22 protein-coding genes are annotated in these 25378 nt (G+C 67.4%); 15 read left to right on the top strand and 7 right to left on the bottom strand.

Annotated features, from left to right (window positions below):
• Positions 1-12 precede the first annotated feature (12 nt).
• Complete coding sequence (gene aceF / locus V5B60_RS15965) at positions 13-1332, bottom strand: dihydrolipoyllysine-residue acetyltransferase (protein WP_332348096.1); 1320 nt, start codon at positions 1330-1332, stop codon at positions 13-15.
• An 11-nt stretch (positions 1333-1343) separates the two neighbouring features.
• Positions 1344-4037 (bottom strand): pyruvate dehydrogenase (acetyl-transferring), homodimeric type, encoded by a 2694-nt coding sequence (aceE, locus tag V5B60_RS15960; protein WP_332348094.1) that lies wholly within the window; start codon positions 4035-4037, stop codon positions 1344-1346.
• Positions 4038-4349: 312 nt separating this feature from the next.
• On the opposite strand from aceE, the gene V5B60_RS15955 reads away from it, so the two are divergent.
• The 10 genes from V5B60_RS15955 to V5B60_RS22285 all read left to right on the top strand — a co-directional run bounded on the left by V5B60_RS15955 (position 4350) and on the right by V5B60_RS22285 (position 12264).
• Entirely contained in the window at positions 4350-6254 is a 1905-nt protein-coding gene (locus tag V5B60_RS15955) for a thiamine pyrophosphate-dependent enzyme (RefSeq protein ID WP_332348092.1), read from the top strand.
• A 76-nt stretch (positions 6255-6330) separates the two neighbouring features.
• Positions 6331-6966, top strand: a complete 636-nt coding sequence (locus V5B60_RS15950; RefSeq protein WP_332348089.1) for an indolepyruvate oxidoreductase subunit beta — start codon at positions 6331-6333, stop codon at positions 6964-6966.
• Positions 6967-7038: 72 nt separating this feature from the next.
• On the top strand, positions 7039-7890 hold the full coding sequence (gene folD, locus V5B60_RS15945) for a bifunctional methylenetetrahydrofolate dehydrogenase/methenyltetrahydrofolate cyclohydrolase FolD (protein ID WP_332348087.1): 852 nt from the start codon (positions 7039-7041) through the stop codon (positions 7888-7890).
• Complete coding sequence (gene purE / locus V5B60_RS15940) at positions 7890-8390, top strand: 5-(carboxyamino)imidazole ribonucleotide mutase (protein WP_332348085.1); 501 nt, start codon at positions 7890-7892, stop codon at positions 8388-8390. The genes folD and purE overlap by 1 nt, the downstream gene beginning before the upstream one ends.
• Before the next feature lie 28 nt (positions 8391-8418).
• On the top strand, positions 8419-9576 hold the full coding sequence (locus V5B60_RS15935) for a 5-(carboxyamino)imidazole ribonucleotide synthase (protein WP_332348083.1): 1158 nt from the start codon (positions 8419-8421) through the stop codon (positions 9574-9576).
• A complete protein-coding gene (locus V5B60_RS15930; protein WP_332348081.1) occupies positions 9566-10660 on the top strand; it encodes an L-threonylcarbamoyladenylate synthase in 1095 nt (364 codons plus the stop codon). Before V5B60_RS15935 ends, V5B60_RS15930 begins: the two co-directional genes overlap by 11 nt.
• A gap of 514 nt (positions 10661-11174) precedes the next feature.
• Positions 11175-11333, top strand: coding sequence for a hypothetical protein (locus V5B60_RS15925; RefSeq protein ID WP_332348079.1), 159 nt, complete (start codon positions 11175-11177; stop codon positions 11331-11333).
• 17 nt (positions 11334-11350) lie between these two features.
• The gene (locus tag V5B60_RS15920) at positions 11351-11674 is read left to right on the top strand and encodes a nucleotidyltransferase domain-containing protein (RefSeq protein ID WP_034937559.1); all 324 of its coding nucleotides are present in this window, start codon (positions 11351-11353) and stop codon (positions 11672-11674) included.
• Positions 11658-12050 (top strand): HEPN domain-containing protein, encoded by a 393-nt coding sequence (locus V5B60_RS15915; RefSeq protein WP_332348075.1) that lies wholly within the window; start codon positions 11658-11660, stop codon positions 12048-12050. Before V5B60_RS15920 ends, V5B60_RS15915 begins: the two co-directional genes overlap by 17 nt.
• Before the next feature lie 46 nt (positions 12051-12096).
• On the top strand, positions 12097-12264 hold the full coding sequence (locus V5B60_RS22285) for a hypothetical protein (RefSeq protein ID WP_434735338.1): 168 nt from the start codon (positions 12097-12099) through the stop codon (positions 12262-12264).
• A 213-nt stretch (positions 12265-12477) separates the two neighbouring features.
• On the opposite strand, the gene V5B60_RS15905 is transcribed toward V5B60_RS22285, so the two are convergent.
• Entirely contained in the window at positions 12478-13131 is a 654-nt protein-coding gene (locus V5B60_RS15905; RefSeq protein WP_332348073.1) for a hypothetical protein, read from the bottom strand.
• 396 nt (positions 13132-13527) lie between these two features.
• On the opposite strand from V5B60_RS15905, the gene V5B60_RS15900 reads away from it, so the two are divergent.
• Complete coding sequence (locus V5B60_RS15900) at positions 13528-14703, top strand: acyl-CoA dehydrogenase (protein ID WP_332348071.1); 1176 nt, start codon at positions 13528-13530, stop codon at positions 14701-14703.
• 183 nt (positions 14704-14886) lie between these two features.
• Here the strand turns inward: V5B60_RS15900 and V5B60_RS15895 are convergent, their stop codons facing one another.
• The 3 genes from V5B60_RS15895 to msrB form a co-directional block, all read right to left on the bottom strand.
• Complete coding sequence (locus tag V5B60_RS15895; RefSeq protein ID WP_332348067.1) at positions 14887-16353, bottom strand: DUF1254 domain-containing protein; 1467 nt, start codon at positions 16351-16353, stop codon at positions 14887-14889.
• A 257-nt stretch (positions 16354-16610) separates the two neighbouring features.
• Positions 16611-17207, bottom strand: a complete 597-nt coding sequence (locus V5B60_RS15890) for a TVP38/TMEM64 family protein (protein ID WP_332348064.1) — start codon at positions 17205-17207, stop codon at positions 16611-16613.
• Positions 17208-17321: 114 nt separating this feature from the next.
• A complete protein-coding gene (msrB, locus tag V5B60_RS15885; RefSeq protein WP_434735381.1) occupies positions 17322-17828 on the bottom strand; it encodes a peptide-methionine (R)-S-oxide reductase MsrB in 507 nt (168 codons plus the stop codon).
• 183 nt (positions 17829-18011) lie between these two features.
• On the opposite strand from msrB, the gene V5B60_RS15880 reads away from it, so the two are divergent.
• Both V5B60_RS15880 and V5B60_RS15875 read left to right on the top strand, forming a co-directional pair.
• Positions 18012-19214, top strand: coding sequence for an FAD-dependent oxidoreductase (locus V5B60_RS15880; RefSeq protein WP_332348061.1), 1203 nt, complete (start codon positions 18012-18014; stop codon positions 19212-19214).
• A gap of 40 nt (positions 19215-19254) precedes the next feature.
• On the top strand, positions 19255-19947 hold the full coding sequence (locus V5B60_RS15875; RefSeq protein WP_332348059.1) for an aspartate/glutamate racemase family protein: 693 nt from the start codon (positions 19255-19257) through the stop codon (positions 19945-19947).
• Between the two features lie 17 nt (positions 19948-19964).
• Here V5B60_RS15875 and V5B60_RS15870 read toward each other — a convergent pair whose 3' ends face one another.
• A complete protein-coding gene (locus tag V5B60_RS15870) occupies positions 19965-20381 on the bottom strand; it encodes a hypothetical protein (RefSeq protein WP_332348057.1) in 417 nt (138 codons plus the stop codon).
• A 214-nt stretch (positions 20382-20595) separates the two neighbouring features.
• On the opposite strand from V5B60_RS15870, the gene V5B60_RS15865 reads away from it, so the two are divergent.
• Together V5B60_RS15865 and hsdR are read left to right on the top strand one after the other, a co-directional pair.
• Positions 20596-22746, top strand: a complete 2151-nt coding sequence (locus V5B60_RS15865) for an FAD-dependent oxidoreductase (protein WP_332350591.1) — start codon at positions 20596-20598, stop codon at positions 22744-22746.
• 206 nt (positions 22747-22952) lie between these two features.
• Positions 22953-25316, top strand: coding sequence for an EcoAI/FtnUII family type I restriction enzme subunit R (gene hsdR / locus V5B60_RS15860; RefSeq protein ID WP_332348055.1), 2364 nt, complete (start codon positions 22953-22955; stop codon positions 25314-25316).
• Positions 25317-25378 lie beyond the last annotated feature (62 nt).

Genomic DNA, 25378 nt, shown 5'->3' with positions numbered 1-25378 from the left:
TCTTGTCCCCGGTCAGAGCAGCACGCGCCGCATGTCGGCGAGCAACAGGGCGAGATGGACGTTGAAGCGCGTCGCCGCGGCGCCATCGATGACGCGGTGGTCGGCAGTGAGCGACAGCGGCAGGATCAGCCGCGGAGCGAACTCGCGGCCGTTCCACACCGGCTTCATGACCGACTTGTTGACGCCGAGGATCGCCACCTCGGGGGCGTTGACGATCGGCGAGAAAAGCGTCCCGCCGATACCGCCGAGGCTCGATATGGTGAAGCAGGCGCCGGACATCTCGCCCGGGGTGAGCTTGCCGTCGCGCGCCTTCTTCGCCAGCTCGCCGCTTTCGCTGGCGAGTTCGGCGACGGACTTCTGGTCGGCATTGCGGATCACCGGCACGACGAGACCATTCGGCGTATCGGCGGCGAAAGCGATGTGACAGTAGCGCTTGAGGATGAGATTGTCGCCGTCGAGCGAGCTGTTGAACTCGGGGAACTTCTTCAGCGCGACCGCGCAGGCCTTGATCAGGAAGGCGAGCATGGTGATCTTCAGTCCCGACTTCTCGTTCTCGCGGTTGACGGCGACGCGGAAGGCTTCGAGGTCGGTGATGTCGGCATCCTCGTGGTAGGTCACCGCCGGGATCATCACCCAGTTGCGCGCCAGGTTCTGCGCCGAGATCTTCTTGATGCGCGACAACGGGCTGACATCGACCGGACCGAACTTGGCAAAGTCGACTTTCGGCCACGGCAGCAGATCGAGGCCGCCGCCGAGCGACGCCGCGGCTGCCGGCGTCGGTGCCGTCAGGACGCCCTTGACATAGGCAGTGACGTCCTCCTTGAGGATGCGCGACTTCGGACCGCTGGGCGTCACCTTGCTCAGGTCGACGCCCAACTCGCGCGCCAGCAGGCGCACCGAGGGGCTGGCGTGCGTGCGCGAGCCGAGGGCAAGGCCGGCAAGCGGTGGCGCGGTGGGTACGGCCGTCGCGGCAACCGCTGCCGGCGCAACCGCAACCGGCGGAGCTGCCGGAACAGGCAGGGCTGCCGGAACAGGCAGGGCTGCCGGAACAGGCGGGGCTGCCGCAGCGACGGCTGTCGCCGCAGCGACTTCGGCCGCCTCGAGCACGACCACCACCACCCCCTCCGATACCTTCTCGCCGAGCGCGACGCGAATCTCGCGCACGACGCCCGCTGCCGGCGAGGGAACGTCCATCGTCGCCTTGTCCGACTCCAGCGTCACCAGCGCATCATCGACCTTGACGACGTCGCCGACGATGACGCAGAGGTCGATCACCGGCACGTCATGGTAGTCGCCGATGTCGGGGACTCTTACTTCGATCAGTTGACTCATCGCTCGCTCCCTCAGACCGTCGTCGGGTTGGGTTTGTTGACGTCGATGCCGTAGCGGGCGATCGCATGCGCGACCTTCTCGCGCTCGATCGTGCCCTCGTCGGCCAGCGCCTTGAGTGCCGCCACGGTGACCCAGCGCCGATCGACCTCGAAGAAATGGCGCAGCTTCTCGCGCGTGTCGGAGCGGCCAAAGCCATCGGTACCCAGCGTCACGTAGCGACGGTTGAGGAAGGGACGGATCTGCTCGGCGAACATGCGGACGTAGTCGGTGGCAGCGACGATCGGCCCGCGGGTGTCGCCGAGGCAGCGCTCGACGTGCGAGACACGCGGTTTCGCCAGCGGGTTGAGCATGTTCCAGCGCTGCACGTCAAGCCCGTCGCGTGCCAGCTCGGTGAAGCTCGGGCAGCCCCAGAGGTCGGCATCGATCCCCCAGTCGTTCTTCAGCAACTCGGCGGCGGCGATGACCTCGCGGAAGATCGTTCCCGAGCCGAGCAGCTGCACGCGCGGCGTCACCGGACGGGTGTCCGAAGACTGGCCGCGACGCAGCAGGTACATGCCCTTGATGATGTCAGCCTCGGCACCGGTGGGCATCTCGGGATGCTCGTAGTTCTCGTTCATCACCGTGATGTAGTAGAAGATGTCCTGCTGCTCCTGGTACATCCGCCGCAGGCCCTCACGCATGATGACGGCAATCTCGAAGGAAAAGGTCGGATCGTAGCTGAGGCAGTTCGGGATCAGGCTGGAGAGCACCAGCGAGTGGCCGTCCTCGTGCTGCAGGCCTTCGCCGTTGAGTGTCGTGCGACCGGCGGTCCCGCCGATCAGGAAACCGCGCGCGCGCTGGTCGGCGGCCGCCCAGCAGAGGTCCATCGTGCGCTGCAGGCCGAACATCGAGTAGCAGATGTAGAACGGGATCATCTGCACGCCATGTACCGAGTACGACGTCGCGGCGGCGATCCAGTCGCTCATCGCGCCGGCCTCGTTGATTCCCTCCTGCAGCACCTGGCCGTCCTTCGACTCCTTGTAGAACATCAGCTGGTCGTGGTCTTCGGGGACGTACTTCTGCCCTTCCTGGTTCCAGATGCCGACCTGGCGGAAGAGGCCCTCCATGCCGAAGGTGCGTGACTCGTCGGGAACGATCGGGACGACGTGCCGACCCACCTTCCTGTCCTTGAGCAGGATGTTGAGCAGGCGGACGATGGCCATCGTCGTCGACACCTCGCGCCCTTCGCCGGAAGCCTTGAGCAGAGCGTCGAAGGCAGCGAGATCCGGAATTTCGAGTGGTGCCGCGGCGCCACGCCGCTTCGGCAGGTAACCGCCGAGATCCATGCGGCGCTGCCGCATGTAGCTGAGTTCGGCCGAGCCCTCGGCAAACTTGAGGTACGGCAGTTCGTAGAGCTGTTCGTCGGCAACCGGCAGGCTGAAGCGGTCACGGAAACGCTTGATCGCCTCGAAATCGAGCTTCTTCTGCTGGTGCGAGATGTTCATGCCCTCGCCCGCCTGGCCCATGCCGTAACCCTTGATCGTCTTGGCGAGGACCAGCGTCGGCTGACCCTTGTGCTCGACGGCCGCTTTGTAGGCACTGTAGATCTTGAAGATGTCGTGGCCGCCGCGGTTCAGCGCCCACACCTGGTCGTCGGTCCAGTCGGCGACGAGTTCCTTCAGCTCCGGCGTGTTGAAGAAGTGCTCGCGGACGTAGGCACCGTCCTTCGCCTTGAAGGTCTGGTACTCGCCGTCGACGATCTCCATCATGCGCTGCTTCAGAACGCCCTTCTTGTCGCGCAGGAAGAGCGCGTCCCAATTGGTTCCCCAGATCAGCTTGATGACGTTCCAGCCGGCACCGCGGAAGGTGCCTTCGAGTTCCTGGATGATCTTGCCGTTGCCGCGTACCGGCCCGTCGAGCCGCTGCAGGTTGCAGTTGATGACGAAGATCAGGTTGTCGAGCCGCTCGCGCGCCGCCATGCCGATGGCGCCGAGCGATTCGACCTCATCGGTCTCGCCGTCGCCGAGGAAGGCCCAGACCTTGCGGTCGCCGGCCTCGATGAAGCCGCGACTGTCGAGATACTTCATGAAGCGTGCCTGATAGATCGCCTGGATCGGCCCGAGGCCCATCGACACCGTCGGGAACTGCCAGAAGCCCGGCATCAGCCACGGGTGCGGATAAGACGAGACGCCCTTGCCGTCGACTTCCTGCCGGAAGCAGTCCATCTGCTCGTCGGTCAGCCGTCCGAGCAGGTGCGCGCGCGCATAGACGCCGGGAACCGAATGACCCTGGAAGAAGATCAGGTCGCCGCCATGCGTCTCCGAGGGCGCGTGCCAGAACCACGAGAAGCCGACGTCGTACAGCGCCGCCGCCGAAGCGAAGGAGGCGATGTGGCCACCGACGTTGCTGTGCCGGTTGGCGCGGACCACCATCGCCATCGAGTTCCAGCGGATGTAATTGTGGATGCGGATCTCCATGTCGGCATTGCCCGGGTACTTCGGCTGCCGGTCGACCGGAATCGTGTTCACGTATTCGGTGGTCGCGCTGTAGGGAATGTCGATCCCCTCCTGGCGCGCCTGGGCGATCAGCCCCTGGATCAGGAAGTGGGCCCGCTCGGGCCCCTCCTGGTCGATGACGCCCTGCAGCGCGTCTTGCCACTCCTGGGTTTCCTGCGGGTCGGCGTCGCCGGCGGCGACCGACAGCGCGTTGTCGGGCAGAGCTGACATGAATGTGTCTCCTGGTCTACGGAATCGTGGGATGAATGATGCTTGCCTGCACGCCGAAACGACGCCACCTGCAAATGTAATACCTTGGGTTACCGCGTGGTACCGCAGCGCAACAATCAGTGCATCCCGGATTGTAAAACGTCCTTTTGCATTGTGCAATGCCGCACGCTGCGCTGCAACGGCAGTGCTGCCGCCTGACACTTGCGTTGACCACACGGACCGGCAGAAGTTGACCTGCGTCAACCGCGCCGGTGCCGGCGGCGGCTAAGGTTCTGCTTTTGTCGCAGGAAACCCTTATCAACGGGAGAGGCAATGAGCGCACACGCAGTGATGTCGACGCCGCCGGCGGCGGCCGGCAGCAGGCTCCTGATGTCGGGCAACGAGGCGGTCGCGCGCGCCGTCTGGGAAGCCGGGACGCGCGTCGCGGCGGCTTACCCCGGAACGCCATCGACCGAGATCCTCGAGTGCCTGGCCGGCTATCCGGATCTGTACTCCGAGTGGTCGGTGAATGAGAAGGTCTCGCTCGAGGTCGCTTTCGGTGCCGCCATGGCGGGATCGCGCAGCTTCTGCGCGATGAAGCATGTCGGCCTCAACGTCGCTTCCGACGCGCTGATGACGATGACCCTGACCGGCGTCAACGGCGGCCTGGTGATCGCCGTCGCCGACGACGTCGGCCTCTCGTCGTCGCAGAACGAGCAGGACTCGCGCTACTGGGGCCGCTTCGCGCATGTGCCGGTGCTCGAACCGGCCGACTCGCAGGAAGCGCACGACCTGACGCTCGCCGCCTTTGGGCTCTCAGAGCGTTTCGAGGTACCCGTGATCCTGCGCATGACGACCCGCATCTGCCACGTCAAGGGTGTCGTCACGACCGGCGAGCGCAACGCCCACAGCGCCGCCGGCTTCCGCAAGGACGTCGGTCGCTGGGTGATGGTTCCGAGCGCCGCCGGTCGCCGGCTGCCACTGATGTTCGAGCGCGAGCGCCGGCTGCGCGCCGAAGCCGAGGTGTCACCGCTGAACTTCGCCGAGCCTGGCAGCGACCGGCGGGTCGGCTTCGTCACCTCCGGACCGGCCTACATGCACGTGCGCGAGAGCTTCCCCGATGCGCCGGTGTTCAAGCTCGGCCTGTCCTTCCCGCTGCCTTTCGACAGCCTGCGCCGTTTCGCCGCCGAATGCGAGCGCGTGGTCGTCGTCGAGGAAGTCGAGCCGCTGGTCGAAAGCGAACTCCTGGCGCAGGGAATCGACGTCACCGGCAAGCGGATCCTGCCGCTGTCGGGTGAGTTGTCGCCGCAGGTGCTGCGACCGGCGATCGCCCGCCTGCTCGGCGAACCGGTGCCGGAGGACAGCGCGGCGGCGCCGATGGAAGTCTTTCCGCGGCCACCGACGATGTGCGTCGCCTGCCCGCACCTCGGGGTCTACTACACGCTGTCGCAGCTGCGCAACGTCACCATCTCGGGCGACATCGGCTGCTACACGCTCGGCTTCGGGCAACCCTGGAATGCCCTCGACGCCTGCATCTCGATGGGCGCCTCGATGGGCATGGCACTCGGTCTCGACAAGGGGCGCGGCGACAACGAAAGGGAGCGCAAGATCGTCGCCGTCATCGGCGATTCGACGTTCCTGCACATGGGCATGCAGGGCCTGCTCGACATCGTCTACAACCAGGGCAACGTCACCGTCCTGCTGCTCGACAACCGCGCCGTCGGCATGACCGGCGGCCAGGACAACCCCGGCAGCGGTCGCGACATCCATGGCAACGAAGCGCCACGGGTCGATTTCGTCCGCCTCGTCAAGGCGCTCGGCGTCCGCGACGAGCGGGTCCACCTGGTCAACGCCTATGAACTGCCGGTCCTGCTGAAGACCCTGCGCGAGGAGACGAAGATCCCCGAACCCTCGGTGATCATCACCAGCCAGCCATGCGTCCTGATCAAGGACTACCATGCACTGAAACCGTACATGGTGATCGACGAGCGCTGCACCGGCTGCGGCAACTGCATCGACGTCGGCTGTCCGGCGATCCACGTCACGCGCCGCGACCGCGTGACGAAAGCCAGCGGCCGCGAGGTCGACCTCGCCTTCGTGCGCATCGAGAGCGCCGCCTGCACCGGCTGCGGCCTCTGCCTGAAGCCCTGCGCGCCGGATGCGATCGTTCACGTCGACACGCTGTCGATGCCGATCAAGGTCGTCCGCAAGAATCCCGCACCCGTCCACAACGCCTAGCGACGCAGGCGACGGCAGCGGCCAGCGTTGCCGCCAGCCGCCGCCTGCCCGCCCATGCCGAGAGCTTCCGAAGCCGATGACCAGCAGATGCAAGTACGACACCACCAACATCCTCGTCGTCGGCACCGGCGGCCAGGGCGTCATGACCGCCACCGAGATCCTCGCCGAGGCGGCGATCGCCCTTGGCCATGACGCCAAGAAGACCGAGGTCGCCGGCATGGCACAACGCGGCGGCGTCGTCTCCTCGCACCTGCGCTTCGGCCAGAAGGTGCTGTCGCCGCAGATCAGTCCCGGCACGGCCGACTTGCTGCTCGGCTTCGAAGCCGCAGAGGCGATGCGCTGGCGGCACATGCTGCGGCCCGACGGCCTGGTGCTGATGAACACCGGCCGTCTCGTGCCGCCGATCGTCGAACTCGGCCTCTACGACTACCCGGACGACCCGGTGGCCGAAGTGCGCGCCGCCGGCACGCATGTGGTGTCCTTCGACGCTTCGGCGATTGCCCTCGAACTCGGTGAGATCCGGCTCGGCAATACGGTCATGCTCGGCGCCATCGCCGATCACCTGCCCTTCCCCGCCGAAGTGCTCGAGCAGTGCGTCCTGCAGCGCTTCGCGCACAAGAAGCCGGAGATCGTCGAGATGAACCGGCGCGCCTTCGCCGCCGGCCGCGCGGCTGCCGCCGATGCGTTGCGCGCCGCGCCTGATGCCGCCTGATCTGCGCTAGAATCGCAACCTTCCTGCACCGCTCCCCCGCCCCCGTTTCCCGGCCTCATCGGAAGAATCCACGTGACCGCAAGAATCCTCGACGGCAACGCGCTGGCGCAAAGCCTGCGCGCCGATTTCAAGACCCGCGCCGAAGCGCTGGCGGCGCGCGGCACCCGCCCCGGGCTGGCGGTGATCCTCGTCGGCGAAGACCCGGCGTCGCAGGTCTACGTGCGCAACAAGGTCAACGCCTGCGCCCAGGCCGGCTTCCACTCGGAGAAGATCAGCTACCCGCCGGACGTCGACCCGCAGGTGGTCTTCGACCGGCTCGCCGAACTCAACGCCGACCCGGCGATCCACGGGATCCTGGTGCAGTTGCCGTTGCCGAAGCACTTCGACAGCGACGCCGTACTGAAGGCGATCGCACCCGCCAAGGACGTCGATGGCTTCCACGCCGAGAACGTCGGCGCGTTGATGCAGGGTCATCCACGCTTCATCCCGTGCACCCCCTACGGCGTCATGAAGTTCTTCGCCGAAGCCGGCATCGACCTGCGCGGCAAGGAGGCGGTGGTCCTCGGCCGCTCGAACATCGTCGGCAAACCGATGGCGATGCTGTTGCTGCAGGCCAGCGCCACGGTCACCGTCTGCCACTCGCAGACGCGTGACCTCGCCTTCCACACCCGCCGCGCCGACATCCTCGTCGCCGCGCTTGGCAAGGCCCGCTTCGTCACCGCCGACATGGTCAAGCCGGGCGCGGTGGTGATCGATGTCGGCATCAACCGCCTGCCCGATGGCAAGCTCTGCGGCGACGTCGATTTCGCCGGCGTCAGCGAGGTTGCCGCGGCGATCACCCCGGTGCCGGGCGGCGTCGGACCGATGACCATCACGATGCTGCTCGCCAACACCCTCGAGGCGGCCGAACGGGAGGCCGGCTGATGTCTTCCGCTCGCGCGCCGCTGGTCGGCGTCGTCATGGGTTCCGATTCCGACTGGCCGACGATGCAGGCGGCTGCCGTCGTCCTCAAGGAGTTCGGCGTGCCGTTCGAGGCGCGCGTCGTCTCGGCGCACCGCACACCGGATCTGCTTTTCGAGTATGCCGGCGCAGCGGCAGCGCGCGGCCTGCGGGCGATCATCGCCGGCGCCGGCGGCGCCGCCCACCTGCCCGGCATGCTGGCGGCGAAGACGACGCTTCCCGTGCTCGGCGTGCCGGTGCAGTCGAAGGCCCTGTCCGGGCAGGACTCGCTGCTCTCGATCGTGCAGATGCCGAAGGGCATCCCGGTCGCCACCTTCGCCATCGGCGAGGCCGGCGCGGCCAACGCCGCGCTCTTCGCCGTCGCCATGCTGGCCACCGGCGACGCGATGCTGGCGCAGCGCCTCGCCGATTTTCGCCGCGCCCAGGCCGACAAGGTCATGGCGATGAAGCTGCCCGAGGTGTGAGCCGCTGCCGCGTTCGGTCTCCCCGAAGATGATCCTTCCGCCCGCAACGCTCGGCATGCTCGGTGGCGGCCAACTCGGTCGCTTCTTCGTCGCCGCGGCGCACGAGATGGGCTACCGCGTCTGGGTTCTCGACCCCGATCCGCACAGCCCGGCGGCGCTGCTCGCCGACCGCCACCTCCGTGCCGCCTACGACGACCATGCCGCGCTCGACGAACTCGCACAGGCCTGTGCCGCCGTCAGCACCGAGTTCGAGAACGTCCCCGCGGGCACACTCGACTACCTCGCCAAGTTCGTCGTCGTCCACCCGTCTGCGGCGGCGGTCAGCGTCTGCCAGAACCGCATCGCCGAGAAGGACTTCCTGCGCGACAACGGCCTGCCGCACGCGCGCTGCGTCACGGTGTTCGACGAGCAACAACTGCGACAGGCGGGTGACGAGCTGTTCCCGGGAATCCTCAAGGTCGCCCGCTTCGGCTACGACGGCAAGGGGCAGGCGGTCGTCGCCGACCGCCAGCAGGCGATCACCGCCTTCCAGCATTTCAAGGGCGAGAGCTGCGTGCTGGAAGAGAGGCTGCGGCTCGAGTGCGAGGTTTCGGTGGTGCTGGCACGCGACCAGGGCGGAGTGGTGTGCAGCTTTCCAACCGCCGAGAACAGTCACCGCCGTGGCATCCTCGACGTCTCGCTCGTCCCGGCGCGCGCCACCGCGGCGCTGCACGCGCGCGCCGCCGGACTGGCGGCGACGATCGCCGAGCACCTGGCTTACGTCGGCACGCTGGCGGTCGAGTTTTTCGTCGTCGACGGCGAACTGCTGATCAACGAGATGGCGCCGCGACCACACAACAGCGGTCACTACACGCTCGATGCCTGCATCACCAACCAGTTCGAACAACAGGTGCGGGCGCTCTGCGGTCTGCCGCTCGGCGACCCGCGGGCGCATTCGGCAGCGGCGATGGTGAACCTGCTCGGCGATCTCTGGTACGGCAGCGGTGTCGCCGGCCAGCACTACCGCGAGCCAGACTGGTCACCGCTGTACGCCTGGCCCGGCCTCAAGCTGCACCTCTACGGCAAGCACCACGCCCGCCCGGGCCGCAAGATGGGCCACTTCACGGTGCTCGCCGGTGACGTCGAGAGCGCCCGCGACATCGCCCTCGCGGCGCGCGCCGCGATCGGCATCAGCGATGCTCCCTGAAGCCGCCATCATCGACCATGCCGTCGTCCTGCTGCAGGCCGGCGAGCTCGTCGCCTTCCCGACCGAAACGGTCTACGGCCTTGGCGCCGACGCCGCCAACCCGTCTGCCGTCCGCCGCATCTTCGCCGCCAAGGGGCGCCCCGCCGATCACCCGCTGATCGTCCATCTGCCGGCCGACGGCTACCTTGACAACTGGGCGAGCGACATTCCGCGCCAGGCCTGGGAACTGACCGAAGCCTTCTGGCCCGGACCGCTGACGCTGATCCTCAAGCGCGCCCGCGGCGTGCCGAGCGCCGTCACCGGCGGCCAGGAGACGATCGGCTTGCGCGTGCCGGCGCACCCGCTGGCGCTGGCACTGCTGCGCGCCTTTGCCGAGGCCGGCGGCGGCCTCGGCGGCCTCTGCGGCGTCGCCGCGCCGTCGGCCAACCGCTTCGGCCGCATCAGCCCGACCGAGGCGGCGCACGTGCGCGCCGAGCTCGGCGACGCCGTGCGGCTGATCCTCGACGGTGGCCGCTGCGGTGTCGGCATCGAGTCGACGATCCTCGACCTCAGCCGCGGCGACGGCGCGGCGCCGCGCATCCTGCGTCCGGGAGCGATCACGCCGGAATGCATCGCCAATGTACTCGGTCGCCTGCCCGAGGTCGCCGGTCAGCCACCCGGTGCTGACGCCACGGCCATGCCGCGCGTGCCGGGAGCGCTGGCGGCGCACTACGCGCCGCTGACGCCACTGCGACTGCTGCCGGCAGCCGAGCTCGCTCACCTCGCCGAAGCGGTGACCGCGGGCCAAAGCTGCGCGCTGCTCTGCCACAGCCGGCTGCCGGAGACGCCCGCGGCGGCGCTGCTCGTTCGCCAGCTGCCAGCCGACCCGTCGCGCTACGCGCACGAACTCTACGCCGCGCTGCGCGAGCTCGATGCCGTGGGCGCCGACCTGATCCTCGTCGAGGAAGTGCCGTCGGACGCCGCGTGGGCGGCGATCGCCGACCGACTGCGGCGCGCCGCCCGCGGTGCTGGCGGGCAGGATCTCGAGCAATTGTCGTCGAACCCGTCCAGCGCGCTTTCCTTTCCGCGCTGCGCCGAGGAGTGATGCAGCCCCCGCAAGCATGGCCGACTCCGACGGCTGCCAACGACGTTCCGCCCGCGTGTGAGCACGATTCTTGCTGCGCACCGCAGGCGCAAAGCGTGGCTGCAGGCGAGCGAATGCATGACCGTGCGCGCGCGCAGCTGATAGGATTGCGGAACGGCAGCACTTGCTGGAGCAGTCCAGCCAGCGACTGGCGAATCTCCCTTCTCCCGCGCGCTGGCGAAGGGTCGGGGATGAGGGGAAGCGGTCATGACTTTCCTCAGCAGGGCTACCCCGTCCGTCATGACCGTTCGCTTACAGGAACCTCGCAATGGCTGTAGCCAGGCCCCAGGGAGTCAGTGTCCGAGTGGCGCTGCGTATCAAGTCGGCTCGACAACCCGCCGCTGAGCGCGAGATGCACAGCCCCGCCAACGGGGTCGAGCTCATGGTCGCGGCCTGTTGCCGTGCTCGAGGCTACCCGCACGCAGGTGTCGCAAAACGGCACGCTGGCCCACATCACCCGGCGAGGAAGTCCTTCGTGACCGAGCATCGTCAGACACTCCTCGCCCGACTGGGCTTCCGGTTTGGCATCAACGGCCCGCATGCTGCGCGCACCGTGATGCTGGGCGAGCTGCGTCTGCTCTTGGGGCATAGCCCGTTGTCGGCCAATCTGCAGCGCGGACCCGTCAGCATTTGAAGCGAGGAGCCCAGACCATGCTCGACCCAGCACAACTCAGCCGTGCCGCCGAACGCCTGGCATCCGCCGCCACACGCCCGGCCACAGTCATAGTGTTCGGCTCCTACGCCCGCGGCGATGCCAGCGAGGCTTCCGACCTCGACCTCGTGGTGATCGAGCCCGAGTTGCCCGACAAGGCCGGTGAATACCTTCGCCTGAGAGCTGCTCTGGGCCGCGTGGGCGTCGGCGTGGACTTGCTGCTGTTTGCGCGGCCCGACTTCGACCGCCGCAGCCAAGTGCCTGGCACGCTGCCCTACTGGGCCAAGAAGGAAGGCAAGGTGTTGCATGACGCCGCAGCGTGAGGAAGCAGCCCGTCTGCTGCGCCTGGCTCGGCGCGACCACGCCGCGCTGCAGGCCTTGCTGGTTGCGCCGGGCGTGGGCGTGGCGGTGGCCTTCTTCCACGCCCAGCAGGCGGCCGAGAAGGTCTTGAAGGCGGCCATGTGCCTGCATGGGCTGGAGTACCGCCGCACACACGACCTGGAAGAACTGGCCGGGCAGCTGGCCGATGCAGGCCACCCGCCCAGCGTGGCGGAAGCCGACCTGCGCCTGCTCACGCCCTACGCCGTGGAATACCGCTACGACGACGAGGCGCCCGAACTGCTGACACCGGAACAGGCGCTGTCGATCGTGACCGAGCTGCTGGCCTGGGCCGACATACAAACCACGGCACATCCATGAATGCCACACGGCCGCTGCGAACCGGCCCTGGCCAGAGGAGGCCTGCATGCTGACCGAGCTCACCCTCAGCAACTTCAAGAGCTATCGCGAGGCCCGGCTGCCACTGGCGCCGCGGAGTTTTCTGATCGGCGCCAACGCCTCCGCCGAGCCCACACCGACGAAATCAGCGTCGCCTACAACAATTTCAGACGCGGTCGCACCAAACCTCACATAACCACCGTCCAGGCCGCCCGCTGTCGCGTGCTTTCCACCTGGGCTCTGCCGCCGCGACAGCAGCGGCTTGCAGACCGTACAATCGCCGCCGAGTCACCACAGGAGACCGATGAATGGACGGCGCACGCTCGTGCTGAACCCGGCGACCCAGTGCGCCTGATCGTGGACGTTGGCCACTGCCGGTTCGGCGCCGAGTCGCCTCGCCCGGCGACGATCAAGCGCGCCGCCGGTTCTCCCGCCAGAGCAGCCCGAGTCCCGCAGCGAGGAGCCAGGGACTCGCCGGCAACGATACTGCCGCCGCGTTCACCTGGTAACTGAATCCCTCGAAGAAGAAACCGGCTGGCTGGAAGCCGGCAAAGCTCAACCGGCCAGCGGAATCGATCTGCCCAGCCAGTTGCGACAGCGGTCCGAGCACCGAACCGCTGCAGAACGTATCCGGTCCGAAGGGCAAGCTGCACGGATGGTCGTCACCAGCCAACTGGTCTCCTGTCCGCCGAATGAAGTAGCCGGGGAAGACGAAACCGCCCAGCGCGCTGTCCAGCACGAGACTCGCGTTCCTGAACTGGATCCAGTCGGACTCGGCAAGAAAGGTTCCCTGCAGTCCCTGCGGGTCGAAGTCCTGCCGGTACTCCCACCAATAGCGGGAATACACGACGTCGAACTGCCCGGAAACCGGCAGTGGCCCCACGTCACCGCCACCGAAGAAGCCACCCTGATAACCGACGCTACTGCCCGACACAATCGTGTAGCGTTTCGTCACCGTATCGACACCGGAGTCGATGACCAGCACCGCGCTGGCAGCCGACGACCAGACCAGTGCCGCTGCCGCTGTCGCACGAGCAACAGCCACCCAGGAATTTCTGCTCACTGCAAACCCTCTCATGATCATGTTTGTTGGCAACCGGTCCCGTCGCCGCGGGCCGAGCGCGGCAATCGCTCAAGGCCGTGCAGCGTTCATGACTGTCGAGACGCTACGGATGATGGAAGTCATGCGTAATTCGCCCAGACCCGGGGTGAGGGAGCGTCGCGACTCGCTTGCGGGCTTTCCCGACAGGCAGGGGACGCATAAAGCAAGAGTCGTACCATGACTTACCGATCAGGAACTTTCTTCGTCCGATCAATCGACTCGGCCGGATCGCCGCCCAAACCGCGCGAGCCGGCAAGCTGAAGGTGTAAAGATTTCCGACACGCTTGCGGGCGCCAGCACGCCAGCGGCGGCGCGCAGGCCCTACAATCGCCGTCGACCCACAACAGGAGACCGCTGATGGCCAGGGAACGATTCCGTTGGGACGACCCGCTGCTGCTCGACGCACAACTGGGCGAAGACGAACGAATGATCCGCGACGCGGCGCGCGACTACTGCCAGGGCCGCCTGATGCCGCGCGTCACCGAGGCCTTTCGCCACGAGCGCAGTGACCCCGCCGTTTTCCGCGAAATGGGCGCACTCGGCCTGCTCGGCCCGACCATCCCGCCCGAGTATGGTGGCGCCGGGCTCAACCACGTCGCCTACGGCCTGATCGCGCGCGAGGTCGAGCGCGTCGATTCCGGCTACCGCTCGATGATGAGCGTGCAGTCTTCTCTGGTCATGCTGCCGATCTTCCGTTTCGCCAGCGAGGCGCTGAAGCGGCGCTACCTGCCGCAACTGGCGACCGGCGAGTGGATCGGCTGCTTCGGCCTGACCGAGCCGAACCACGGCTCCGATCCGGGCAGCATGGAAACACGGGCGCGTGCCGTCGAAGGCGGCTACCGCCTGCGCGGCGGCAAGACCTGGATCACCAACTCGCCGATCGCCGACGTCTTCGTCGTCTGGGCAAAGGACGACGCCGGCGCCATCCGCGGCTTCGTCCTCGACCGCGGCATGGCCGGGCTGACGACGCCGGCCATCCATGGCAAGGTCGGGCTGCGCGCCTCGATCACTGGCGAGATCGTCATGGACGACGTCTTCGTCCCCGAGGAGAACGCCTTTCCCGAAGTGCGCGGCCTCATGGGACCCTTCGCCTGCCTCGACTCGGCGCGCTACGGCATCGCCTGGGGTGCGATCGGCGCTGCCGAGTTCTGCTGGCACACGGCGCGGCAATACACCCTCGACCGCAAGCAGTTCGGCCGTCCGCTGGCCGCCAACCAACTGGTGCAGAAGAAGCTCGCCGACATGCAGACCGAAATCAGCCTCGGCCTGCAGGGCTGCCTGCGCCTCGGCCGCATGAAGGACGAGGGCACGGCCTCGGTCGAGATCACCTCGATCATGAAGCGCAACTCCTGCGGCAAGGCGCTCGACATCGCCCGCACGGCGCGCGACATGCTCGGCGGCAACGGTATCTCGGATGAGTTCGGCGTCATCCGCCACCTCGTCAATCTGGAGGTGGTCAACACCTACGAGGGCACGCACGACATCCATGCGCTGATCCTCGGCCGCGCGCAGACCGGCATCGCGGCATTCTGAAGCGGCGCTGCGTGGCGCCCTCGCCCACCCGGCGCACTGCTCGAGCGCTCGCACCGGCGGGCCGACCCGCGGCGCAGCCGGGTGGCGAGACGAACGTCTGCCGGTCGGCGCCGGGACGCCGACCTCTGCGCCTTCCCCCGAGCATGCGGCCGGCAGCACATGCCACCGGCCGCATGGCGCGCGCTACTGCGCCTGGACGATCGCCGGCGGACTCCAGGTGCCCTGGCCGGCCGGAAGGATCGACGGTGGCTCGGCCTTCGGCCAATAGAGCCGCATGACGAGGTAGATGGGGCCGTCCGGTGCCGGCAGCCAGTTCGCTTCCTTGTCCTTGCCCGGCGAGTCCTTCTGGATGTACAGCGTCAGCGACCCATCCTTGTTCTTCTTCATCGCCGGCAACATGGGCGAGTTGATCAGGTAGCGGTTGATCGGGTTCTTGACCAGCAGCTGGTTCTTGCCGTCGTACATCGTCACCGACCAGAAAGCATTCACCGGTGGCAGCTGGTCCTTCGCAAAGCTCAGGGTGTACTTGTGGCTGCTTCCGTCGAGCGGCGTGCCGTCGGCCAGCGTCTTGCTCATCGGATACATCGCCTCGACCGCGTCGTTGCCGTAGATGCCGGCACGGGCCGCCGCCGCCCGCAGCAACCAGTCGCCGTTGTAGAAGGCGCGATCACCGAACGCCGAGCTCACGTTCCAGCCGTTGATCGCCTTGCCGAGCGTGGCGACGCGCTCGTTGACCTTGCTGTCGCCCTCCTTCATGCCGAGAAGGATCGCCGCCTTGTGTTCGAGCGAGAGGTCCTTGAACGCGAACTTCTTGCCCGGGCCGACACCGATGCTGGCGAGCCGGGCGCGGATGGCTTCCTCGTCTGCGCCGGCCGGCGCGAATTGCAGCGCGGTGTCGAGGAACTCGAAGAACTCGGTCTTGACGAGATCCTTGTCGAACTTCGCCCAGGCGACCTCGGGCGCGGCGGGTGGCGCCGGCTGCTTGAGGAAGGCGGAAAGCGGCTGCAGCTTGTAGCCCTCCTGCACTTGGATCACGTTCGGCATGTCGGCCGCGTCAAACAGTTGCGTGCGGAAGACGGCGAGTGAAAAGTCGGTCGACGACTGGAACACCTTCCTGATCCCGGGCGGCGTCTCACCCTTCCAGCGCGGGCCGACGACGAGGTAGTCGCCGGCCTCGCTGCCCGTGGCGCGGCTGCCGATGTAGCCGAAGTTGAAGGTGTTGCCATCGACCAGCATCACCGAGTAGTAACGCTTCCTGTCGACCGCCGGCACCGAGATCACCATCGGTTCGGCGCGCAGGTCCATCCACGCCAGCGAATACGGAGTGTCGCTGTTTGGCGTCGGGATCGCCGTGTCCTCGTAGGTGAAGACGCGATGCTCGTTGTACATCGTGTTGAAAGGCGCCTTGTACTGGCCGGAGTTCCTGTCGATGATGTACTCGTACATGACGCCGTAGTTCATCACCAGCGGCAGGCCGTAGATGAACCCTTCCTCGGCAATGGCTTTGACTTCGGCGATGCTTGGCGCCGGGACGCCGCTGGCAACTTCCTTCTTCGCCGCCTGCGCGACCGGGTCTTCCTTTTTGCTGCAGCCGCCGAGCAGCGCCGCAGCCAGCAGCCCGAAGGCGACGAATTTCAGTGCATTTCGCATGCGATCACTCCGCAAGAGGTGAATGATGGGCTGGGCGCGGCCCGGGTGATCGAGGACGAACGGCATGCCGCCCCTGTCGTGCGACCGCCCCTGGGGGGACGCCATCCGGCGACCCGGCGCGAGTATCTCCGCTTCTGCCGACGATCGTCAACCGGCGATTGCCCGCTGCTCCTTGGCCGCACGACAGAGGCCCCTGCACACCCTGCATGCCAGTGGCCGGGCAGCCTGCCGGCGGGGGCGCGCCATCGCCGGCCGTGTCAGCTGCCGCGGCCGAGGAGGCGGGCGATCTGGTCGAAAAACAGGCAGTAGGCGGTGATCGGCAACGGCAGGCCGAGCAGCGTGCCGCTGAGGTAGGCGCGGAAAGGGATGCCCGACAGGCCGAGGGCGACGTTGAGCGCCGGCATCGTCTGGAACATCAGGCGCAGACCGGCGACCGCCAGCTCCGGCGAGGAATCAAGCTGTGCGAACAACCGGCGCGCCCAGGGCTGGTGGAATTCGCGCAGCGCGTCGCCACCGATCTGGCGAACGACGAGGAAGGTTGCGACGCAGGCGGTGGCGGCAGCGAGATAGGTCACCACCCCGCCGTGTGCCGGCCCGAGCGCCACCACGGCCGCCGCCAGAAAAAGCCAACCGGGAACCTGCAACAGGTTGCCGAGGGCGAAGAGGCCGACGTAGATCAGGAGGCCCCACACCGGGTGACGCAGCAGCCCTTTCTGGATCGTCTCGGGGCTGAAATGCTCGTCGGCGCCGAACAACATTCCGAACGCGGCGACGAGCAGCCCGAGGAACGCGATGACTGCCAGCAGGCGACGGTGCCGCGCGAGGAGCAGACTGCCTTGCCGACCAGTGGTCATGGCGGCGTCACCGGCGGCGGCCCCGGCTGGCGGCGGCGCGCAGGCGCCGTGGACGGGCCCGGCAGAGACCGGCATGCGGACGACCCGCTTCCCGCCAGAGGTGTTGGCCGTCGCTCATGTGCGCAGCGCCGGCAACGGTGTGCCCTTCGGCACGAAGGCCAGCGCGACGCCGTTGTTGCAGTAGCGCTTGCCGGTTGGCGGTGGGCCATCGTTGAACACGTGACCCTGGTGGCCACCGCAGCGTGCGCAGTGATACTCGGTACGCGGGTAGATCAGCTTGTAGTCGGTCGAGGTACCGATTGCCCCGGGCAGCGCCTGCCAGAAACTCGGCCAGCCGGTCCCGCTGTCGTACTTGCTGGCGCTGTCGAACAGCGGGTTGGCGCAGGCGGCGCAGATGAAGGTGCCGGCACGCTTCTCGTCGTTCAGCGGGCTGCTGCCGGCGCGCTCGGTGCCCTCCTCGAAGAGCACCTGGTAGGCTGCCGGCGACAGCAGCTGCTTCCACTCGTCTCGGGTCTTCTGCAGCGGGAAGCTGCGCCCGGCAGCTGCGCCAGGGCGGAAGGGTAGCATGCCCAGGCCCAGCAGCAGGCCCGTGGCGCTGGTAATCAGTCGTCTGCGCGTCATCATCTCTCTTCTCCGGTTGGGCACAGGACGGGCCTGGCAGCCACGCCCCTTTCGACCGCGCAGCAGCGCGAATGGTGCCGTTTCGTCGCCCGCGCAGGCTCTTTCCTTACAGGGCGCAGCACACGATGGCGCGCTTTCGCTACACTCGCAGCCTCGACCCGAATACTGCCACGGCAACCAGCCATGCCCTCCCGCGAATCCGGCGAGCCAGACGAGCTCCTGCTCGTCGGCGGCGGCCACAGCCACGTCATCGTCCTGCGCGAAATCGGTCTGCGGCCGCTTGCCGGCGCGCGCCTGACGCTCGTCTCGAGCGCCGAGCGCACCCCCTACTCCGGCATGCTGCCCGGCTACGTCGCCGGCCATTACGAGTTCGACCAGGTGCATATCGACCTGCCGCGTCTGGCCGCTTTCGCCGGCGCCCGCTTCGTCGCCGACGAGGTGATCGGCATCGATCGCGGTGCCCGCCTGGCGCACTGCCGCAGCGGCCGCAGCCTGTCATGGGACCTGCTGTCGATCAATGTCGGCTCGACGCCGCGCATCGACCTCGGCGCCGAAGGCAGAACACATGTCGTTCCGGTGAAGCCGATCAGCGGCTTCAACCAGCGCTGGCTGGCGCTGCTGCAACGTGCGCGGCTGCTCGCCGCTGCCGGCGGTGCGGCGGCGCGACCGCTGACCATCGCCGTCGTCGGCGGCGGTGCCGCCGGCGTCGAACTGCTGCTCGCCATGCAGTACCGCCTGCGGCAGGAGTTCGCGCAGCTGCGCGCCGACCCCGAACGGCTGCACTGGCACCTGCTGACGCGCGACGCAGACATCCTGCCGACACACTCGCGACCAGTACGGCAGCACTTTCGCCGCGTGCTGACGGCGCGTGGCGTCCACGTCCACCTCGCCGCCGCAGTCGATGACGCCGGTGCCGGCTGGCTGCAGTGGCAGGGGACGAACGGCGCCGAGCGGCTCGCTGCCGACGAGGTCGTCTGGGTGACGCGCGCCGGCGGCGCCGCGTGGCTGCGCGACAGCGGCCTGGCGGTCGATGACGACGGCTTCCTGCGCGTCGGCGAGACGCTGCAGGTGGCAGGCGAGACGCACATCTTCGCCGCCGGCGACTGCGCGTCGATGATCGACCACCCGCGCGAGAAGGCGGGCGTCTTCGCCGTCCGCATGGGCAAACCGCTGGCCGGCAACCTGCGGCGCGCCGTCGCCGGCCGCGCGCTCATCGCCCATCGCCCGCAGCGCCGCTGGCTGGCGCTGATCAGCACCGGCGACCGCTGCGCCGTCGCCTCGCGCGGCGCCTTCTCTGCCGCCGGATGCTGGGTCTGGCACTGGAAGGACTGGATCGACCGCCGCTTCATGCGCCTCTTTGCCGGCCTGCCGGAACGCCGGAAGTGACGCCAGGGCCCGGCACGCTGGTGGCAGCTGGAACCAGGAAATGAAGACGATCGGCCTCATCGGCGGCATGAGCTGGGAATCGACGCTGCCCTACTACCGGCAGATCAACGAAGGGGTCCGCGCCCGTCTCGGTGGCCTGCACTCGGCCAAGCTGATCCTCTTCAGCGTCGATTTCCATGAGGTCGAGCGGCTGCAGCAGGCCGCCGACTGGGATGCCGCGGGCGCCCTTCTGGCACGCGCCGCAGTCGCGCTGCAGGCGGCTGGAGCCGACTTTCTGCTGCTGTGCACCAACACCATGCACCGCGTCGCCGGCGCCATCGAAGCGGCGGTGACGATTCCGCTGCTGCACATCGCCGACGCGACGGCGGCGGCGGTCGCGGATGCGGGCTACGCCACCATCGGTCTGCTCGGCACCCGCTTCACGATGGAGGAAGCCTTCTACCGCGATCGCCTGCAGCAGCTCCACGGCCTGCGCGTGGTCGTTCCCGGCGCCGCCGCGCGTGCCGCCGTCCATCGCATCATCTACGACGAACTCTGTCGCGGCATCATCCGCCGCGAGTCGCGCGGACTCTACCGGCAGGCGATCGACGAACTGGCAGCGCAGGGGGCGCAGGCGGTCATCCTCGGCTGCACCGAAATCGCGCTGCTCGTCGGCGCCGATGATTCTCCGCTGCCGCTGTTCGACACCGCCGCGATCCACGCGCAGGCGGCGGTCGACCGGGCTCTGGCCTGAAGCGGCGGCGTCTGGGATCAGCGGCGGATGTCGACCTTCCAGCCCTCGCTGGTCCTGGCGAGGAACTGGACGGTGAGGACGTTGGGACCGTCGCGCGCCTCGAGCATCGCGCGCTCACCCTGCAGCTCGACCTTCTCGATCTGCTTGCGTCGCGCGGCTCCCTGTGCGCCGCCGCGCATGCGATCGAGAAACTGCCGGAACCCGTCCTCGCCGAAGCTCTTTCGCATGCCCTCGAGCTCGTCGAACTTGGCGGGCGTCATGTACGGCCGCGCGCCGTCGAGCCCGCCGGCGAGCAGCGCCTTCTCGTAGGCGAGGAAGGCCTCGGCCGGCGGCGACTTCTGCGCCTGCGCACCGATCAGGGTTTGCGCCCGGGCAACAGGAACGCTCACGACGACTGCGATCAGGACTGCCAATACCCGTATCATCCGTTTCATCACGGTCTCCGGCAATGGTTGGGAACCCGAATGGGCCAGTCGAGTATAGGGACCGGCAGCGAAGCGAGTCAATCGTCGGCATGCTGCCGGCAGCCGGCGGCAGCGCATGCAACACGACAGGGCGCGTAAGTTCCTGCCGGCGACGGCGACGAAACAGGGCAAGCCGCGCTTTGCCAGCTCGGCGCAGCAGACGGCCGCCAACGGAGGAATCCGCATGAACCACAAGAAGATCGTCATCCTCGCCCTCATCGTCGTCGCCGTCGTCGCCTACTTCCAGCTCGGGCTCGGCCAGTACCTCAGCCTCGATGCGCTGAAGGCGCAGCAGGCGGCGCTCGGCGATTACCATCGGCAGCACCCGTGGCAGGTTGCCGGCCTCTATTTCCTCGCCTACATCGCGGTCACCGCGCTCTCGCTGCCCGGCGCAGCGCTGCTGACCCTCGCCGGTGGCGCCATCTTCGGCCTGCTCTGGGGCACCGTCATCGTCTCCTTTGCCTCGTCCATCGGTGCCACGCTGGCCTTTCTCACCGCGCGCTTCCTGCTCCGCGACTGGGTCGGCGGGCGCTTCGGCGAGCGCCTCAAGGCGGTGGACGAAGGCATCCGGCGCGACGGTGCGTTCTACCTGTTCACCCTGCGCCTGATCCCGGTCTTCCCCTTCTTCCTGGTCAATCTGCTGCTCGGACTGACCGCCATGAAGGCGCGCACCTTCTACTGGGTCAGCCAGGTCGGCATGCTCGCCGGCACCGTCGTCTACGTCAACGCCGGCACGCAACTGGCGCGCATCGACTCGCTCGCGGGCATCGTCTCGCCCGGCCTGCTCGCCTCGTTCGCGCTGCTCGGGCTGTTTCCCCTGCTGGCGCGCAAGATCGTCGACGCGGTACAGGCACGCCAGGTCTACGCCGGCTGGCAGAAGCCGCAGCGCTTCGACCGCAACCTGGTGGTCATCGGCGCCGGCAGCGCCGGCCTCGTCACCTCCTACATCGCCGCCGCCGTGAAAGCCCGGGTGACGCTGGTCGAGAAGCACCGCATGGGCGGCGACTGCCTGAATACCGGCTGCGTGCCGTCGAAGGCGCTGATCCGTTCGGCCAGGCTGCTGTCGCACATCGCCCGCGCGCGCGAGTTCGGCATCGCCGAAGCCGAGGCGCGCTTCGACTTCGCCGAGGTGATGGAACGTGTGCAGCGGATCATCCGTACCGTCGAGCCGCACGACTCGGTCGAGCGCTACAGCCAGCTCGGGGTCGATGTGGTCGAGGGCGCGGCGCGAATCGTCTCGCCGTGGCAGGTCGAGATCAGCCGCCACGACGGCACGAAGCAGACGCTGAGCACGCGCAGCATCGTCATCGCCACCGGTGCACGGCCCTTCGTGCCACCGCTGCCGGGGATCGACGAGGTCGGCTACCTGACGTCGGATACCGTCTGGAACCTGCGCCAGTTGCCGCGCCGCCTGCTCGTTCTCGGTGGCGGGCCGATCGGCTGCGAGCTGACGCAGACCTTCGCCCGCCTCGGCGCGCAGGTGACGCAGGTCGAGCGGGGTCCGCGCATCATGCCACGCGAGGATGCCGAGGTGTCGGCGATGGTCGCCGAACGCTTTCGTACCGAAGGTGTCCGGCTGCTGCTCGAGCACCAGGCGAAGGAGTTCCTCATCGAGCAGGGCGAAAAGATCCTGGTCGCCGAACATGCCGGCAGCGCGGTCCGCATCCCCTTCGACGTCGTGCTGGTGGCACTCGGCCGCATCGGCAACCTCAGCGGCTACGGACTCGAGGAACTCGGCATCGCGGGCGAGCGCACGGTGGCGATCAACGAGTTCCTGCAGACCCGTTACCCGAACATCTATGCCGCCGGCGATGTCGCCGGGCCGTTCCAGTTCACCCACACCGCCGCGCACCAGGCATGGTACGCCTCGGTCAATGCCCTCTTCGCGCCGTTCCGCAAGTTCCGTGCCGACTACTCGGTCATTCCGTGGTCCACCTTCGTCGAGCCCGAGGTCGCCCGCGTCGGCCTCAACGAACAGGAGGCGAAGGAGCGCGGCATCGCCTGCGAGGTCGCCCGCTACGACCTCGACGACCTCGACCGTGCGATCGCCGACGGCGAGGCGCATGGCTTCATCAAGGTGCTGACGGTCCCCGGCAAGGACCGCATCCTCGGCGTGACGATCGTCGGCGAGCACGCCGGCGACCTCATCGCCGAATACGTCCTGGCGATGAAACAGGGCATCGGCCTGAACCGCATCCTGGGTACGATCCACATCTACCCGACGCTCGCCGAGGCGAACAAGTACGTCGCCGGCGTCTGGAAGAAGGCGCACGCGCCGGCAGCGCTGCTGCGCTGGGTTGAACGCTGGCACAGCTGGCGGCGGGGCGGCGGCTGAGCGCCCGGGAAGGAATGGTCACGCGCAGGCCGAGAGGCAAGGCGCGGCGGAGCGAACGACGAGACCGATCGATGTGGCGGTCGCCAGCAGGCATCCGAGTTTGCCAGCGGAACGGCGAGTCGGTGGCGGGTGCCGGACTATCATCGCGCGCGATGCCGCAGTAACATGGGCCTTCCCGCAGTCACCCCCGCTTCAGCCGCTCTTCCGTGCCCAACAAGAAAAGCCTCTCCGAGCGCGACATCTGCACCCAGTACATCACCCCTGCCCTGCAGCGGGCAGGCTGGGACTTCGCCACCCAGGTGCGCGAAGAAGTAAGCTTCACCAAGGGCCGCGTCATCGTGCGCGGCAAGCTGCACACGCGGGGCAAGCAGAAGCGGGCCGACTACATCCTCTACTACGCCCCCAACCTGCCCATCGCCGTCATCGAGGCCAAGGACAACAACCACAGAGTCGGCGACGGCATGCAGCAGGTGCTGGGTTACGCCGAGACGCTCGATCTCCCCTTCGCCATCAGCAGCAACGGCGACGCTTTCCTCGTGCACGACCGCACCGGCCAGCACACCCCCATCGAGCAGCACATGGCGCTCGACGCTTTCCCGACGCCAGCCCAGCTCTGGCAACGCTACTGCGCGTGGAAGGGCATCGCCGGTCCCGAAAAGCGGGTCACGGTCGAGACGCCCTACTACGACGACGGCACCGGCAAGACCGCGCGCTATTACCAGATCAACGCCATCAACCGGACGATCGAAGCCATCGCCCGCGGACAGCAGCGCATCCTGCTGGTCATGGCGACCGGCACCGGCAAGACCTACACCGCCTTCCAGATCATCTGGCGGCTGTGGAAGTCGAAGGCCAGAAAACGCATCCTTTTCCTCGTCGACCGCAACATCCTCGCCGACCAGGCGCGCACCAACGACTTCAAGCCCTTTGGCCAGGCGATGACCAAGATCGTCAACCGGCAAGCGAACAAGGCCTTCGAAATCTACCTGGCGCTCTACCAGGCGGTCACCGGCAACGACGACGAACGGAACATCTACAGGCAGTTCTCGCGCGATTTCTTCGACCTGGTCGTCATCGACGAATGCCATCGCGGCAGCGCCGCCGAAGACTCGGCGTGGCGCGAAATCCTCGATTACTTCTCCGGCGCCACCCATATCGGCCTGACCGCCACGCCCAAGGAAACGAAGGACGTCTCCAACATCCACTACTTCGGCGAGCCGGTTTACACCTACTCGTTGCGCCAGGGCATCGACGACGGCTTCCTCGCCCCCTACAAGGTCGTGCGCATCGACATCGACAAGGACCTGCAGGGCTGGCGGCCCAGCCAGGGGCAGACCGACAGGCACGGCAAGCTGATCGAAGACCGCATCTACAACCAGAAGGACTTCGACCGCAGCCTCGTGCTGGAGAAGCGCACCGAACTCGTCGCCGGCAAGATCACCGAATTCCTCCAGGCCACCGACCCCTTCGCCAAGACCATCGTCTTCTGCGAGGACAAGGACCACGCCGAGCGCATGCGTCAGGCGCTGACCAACCTCAACCCCGAGCGCATCGCCGAGAACCGCAAGTACGTCATGCGCATCACCGGCGACGAACAGGAAGGCAAGGCCGAACTCGACAACTTCATCGACCCGGAGAGCCGCTACCCGGTCATCGCCACCACCAGCAAGCTGATGACCACCGGCGTCGACGCGCAGACCTGCAAGCTCATCGTCCTCGACCAGCGCATCCAGTCGATGACTGAATTCAAGCAGATCATCGGCCGCGGCACCCGCATCAACGAGGACTTCGACAAGTACTGGTTCACCATCATGGACTTCAAGAAGGCCACGGAGCTGTTTGCCGACCCGGATTTCGACGGCCCGGCCGAGCAAATCCATGAACCCAAGCGTGATGACCCGCCTGTTCCGCCGGACCCTCCGCCCGGTGACGATGAGCTTCCGCCCGTCGACCCTCCCCCTGAGCCGCCATTCCCTCCCCAACCTGCGGGCGAAAAGCGCATCAAGTACGTCGTTGGCGGCGAGGTCACCGTCTATGTGGTCGCCGAGCGCGTCCAGTACTACGGCCCGGACGGCAAGCTGATCACCGAGTCGCTCAAGGACTACACGCGCAAGGCGGTGCGCAGGGAATACGCCTCGCTCGATGATTTCCTGCGTCGCTGGACCGGCGCCGAGCGCAAGAAGGCGGTCATCGACGAACTCGAAACCCAGGGCGTGCTGCTCGAAGCACTGGCCGAGGAAGTCGGCAAGAAACAGGGCAAGGCTCTCGACCCCTTCGACCTGATCTGCCACGTCGCCTTCGACCGCCCGCCGCTGTCACGCAGGGAGCGCGCCGAACGGCTCAGGAAGCGCGACGTCTTCGCCCGGTATGGCGCCCAGGCCCGCGCCGTCCTCGACGCCCTGCTCGTCAAGTACGCCGACACCGGTATCGAGAGCATCGAAGACATCAAGATTCTGACGCTTGATCCATTCTCCAGGCTGGGGACCGCGCCGGAACTGGTTGCCGCCTTTGGCGGCAAGTCCGGCTACCTCAAGGCCGTTCAGGAACTTGAACAGCAACTTTACGCATAAGGAAAAGGAAGCAGCAGCATGGGGAAAGCCAGTCGTCGCAAGGTCGCAGCGCGCACAAGGGA

Source organism: Accumulibacter sp. (assembly GCF_036625195.1).
In the GTDB taxonomy this organism is placed as follows: domain Bacteria; phylum Pseudomonadota; class Gammaproteobacteria; order Burkholderiales; family Rhodocyclaceae; genus Accumulibacter.
Note: the sequence above shows the minus strand (reverse complement) of the source record. Positions and strands in the feature narration are given on the sequence as shown.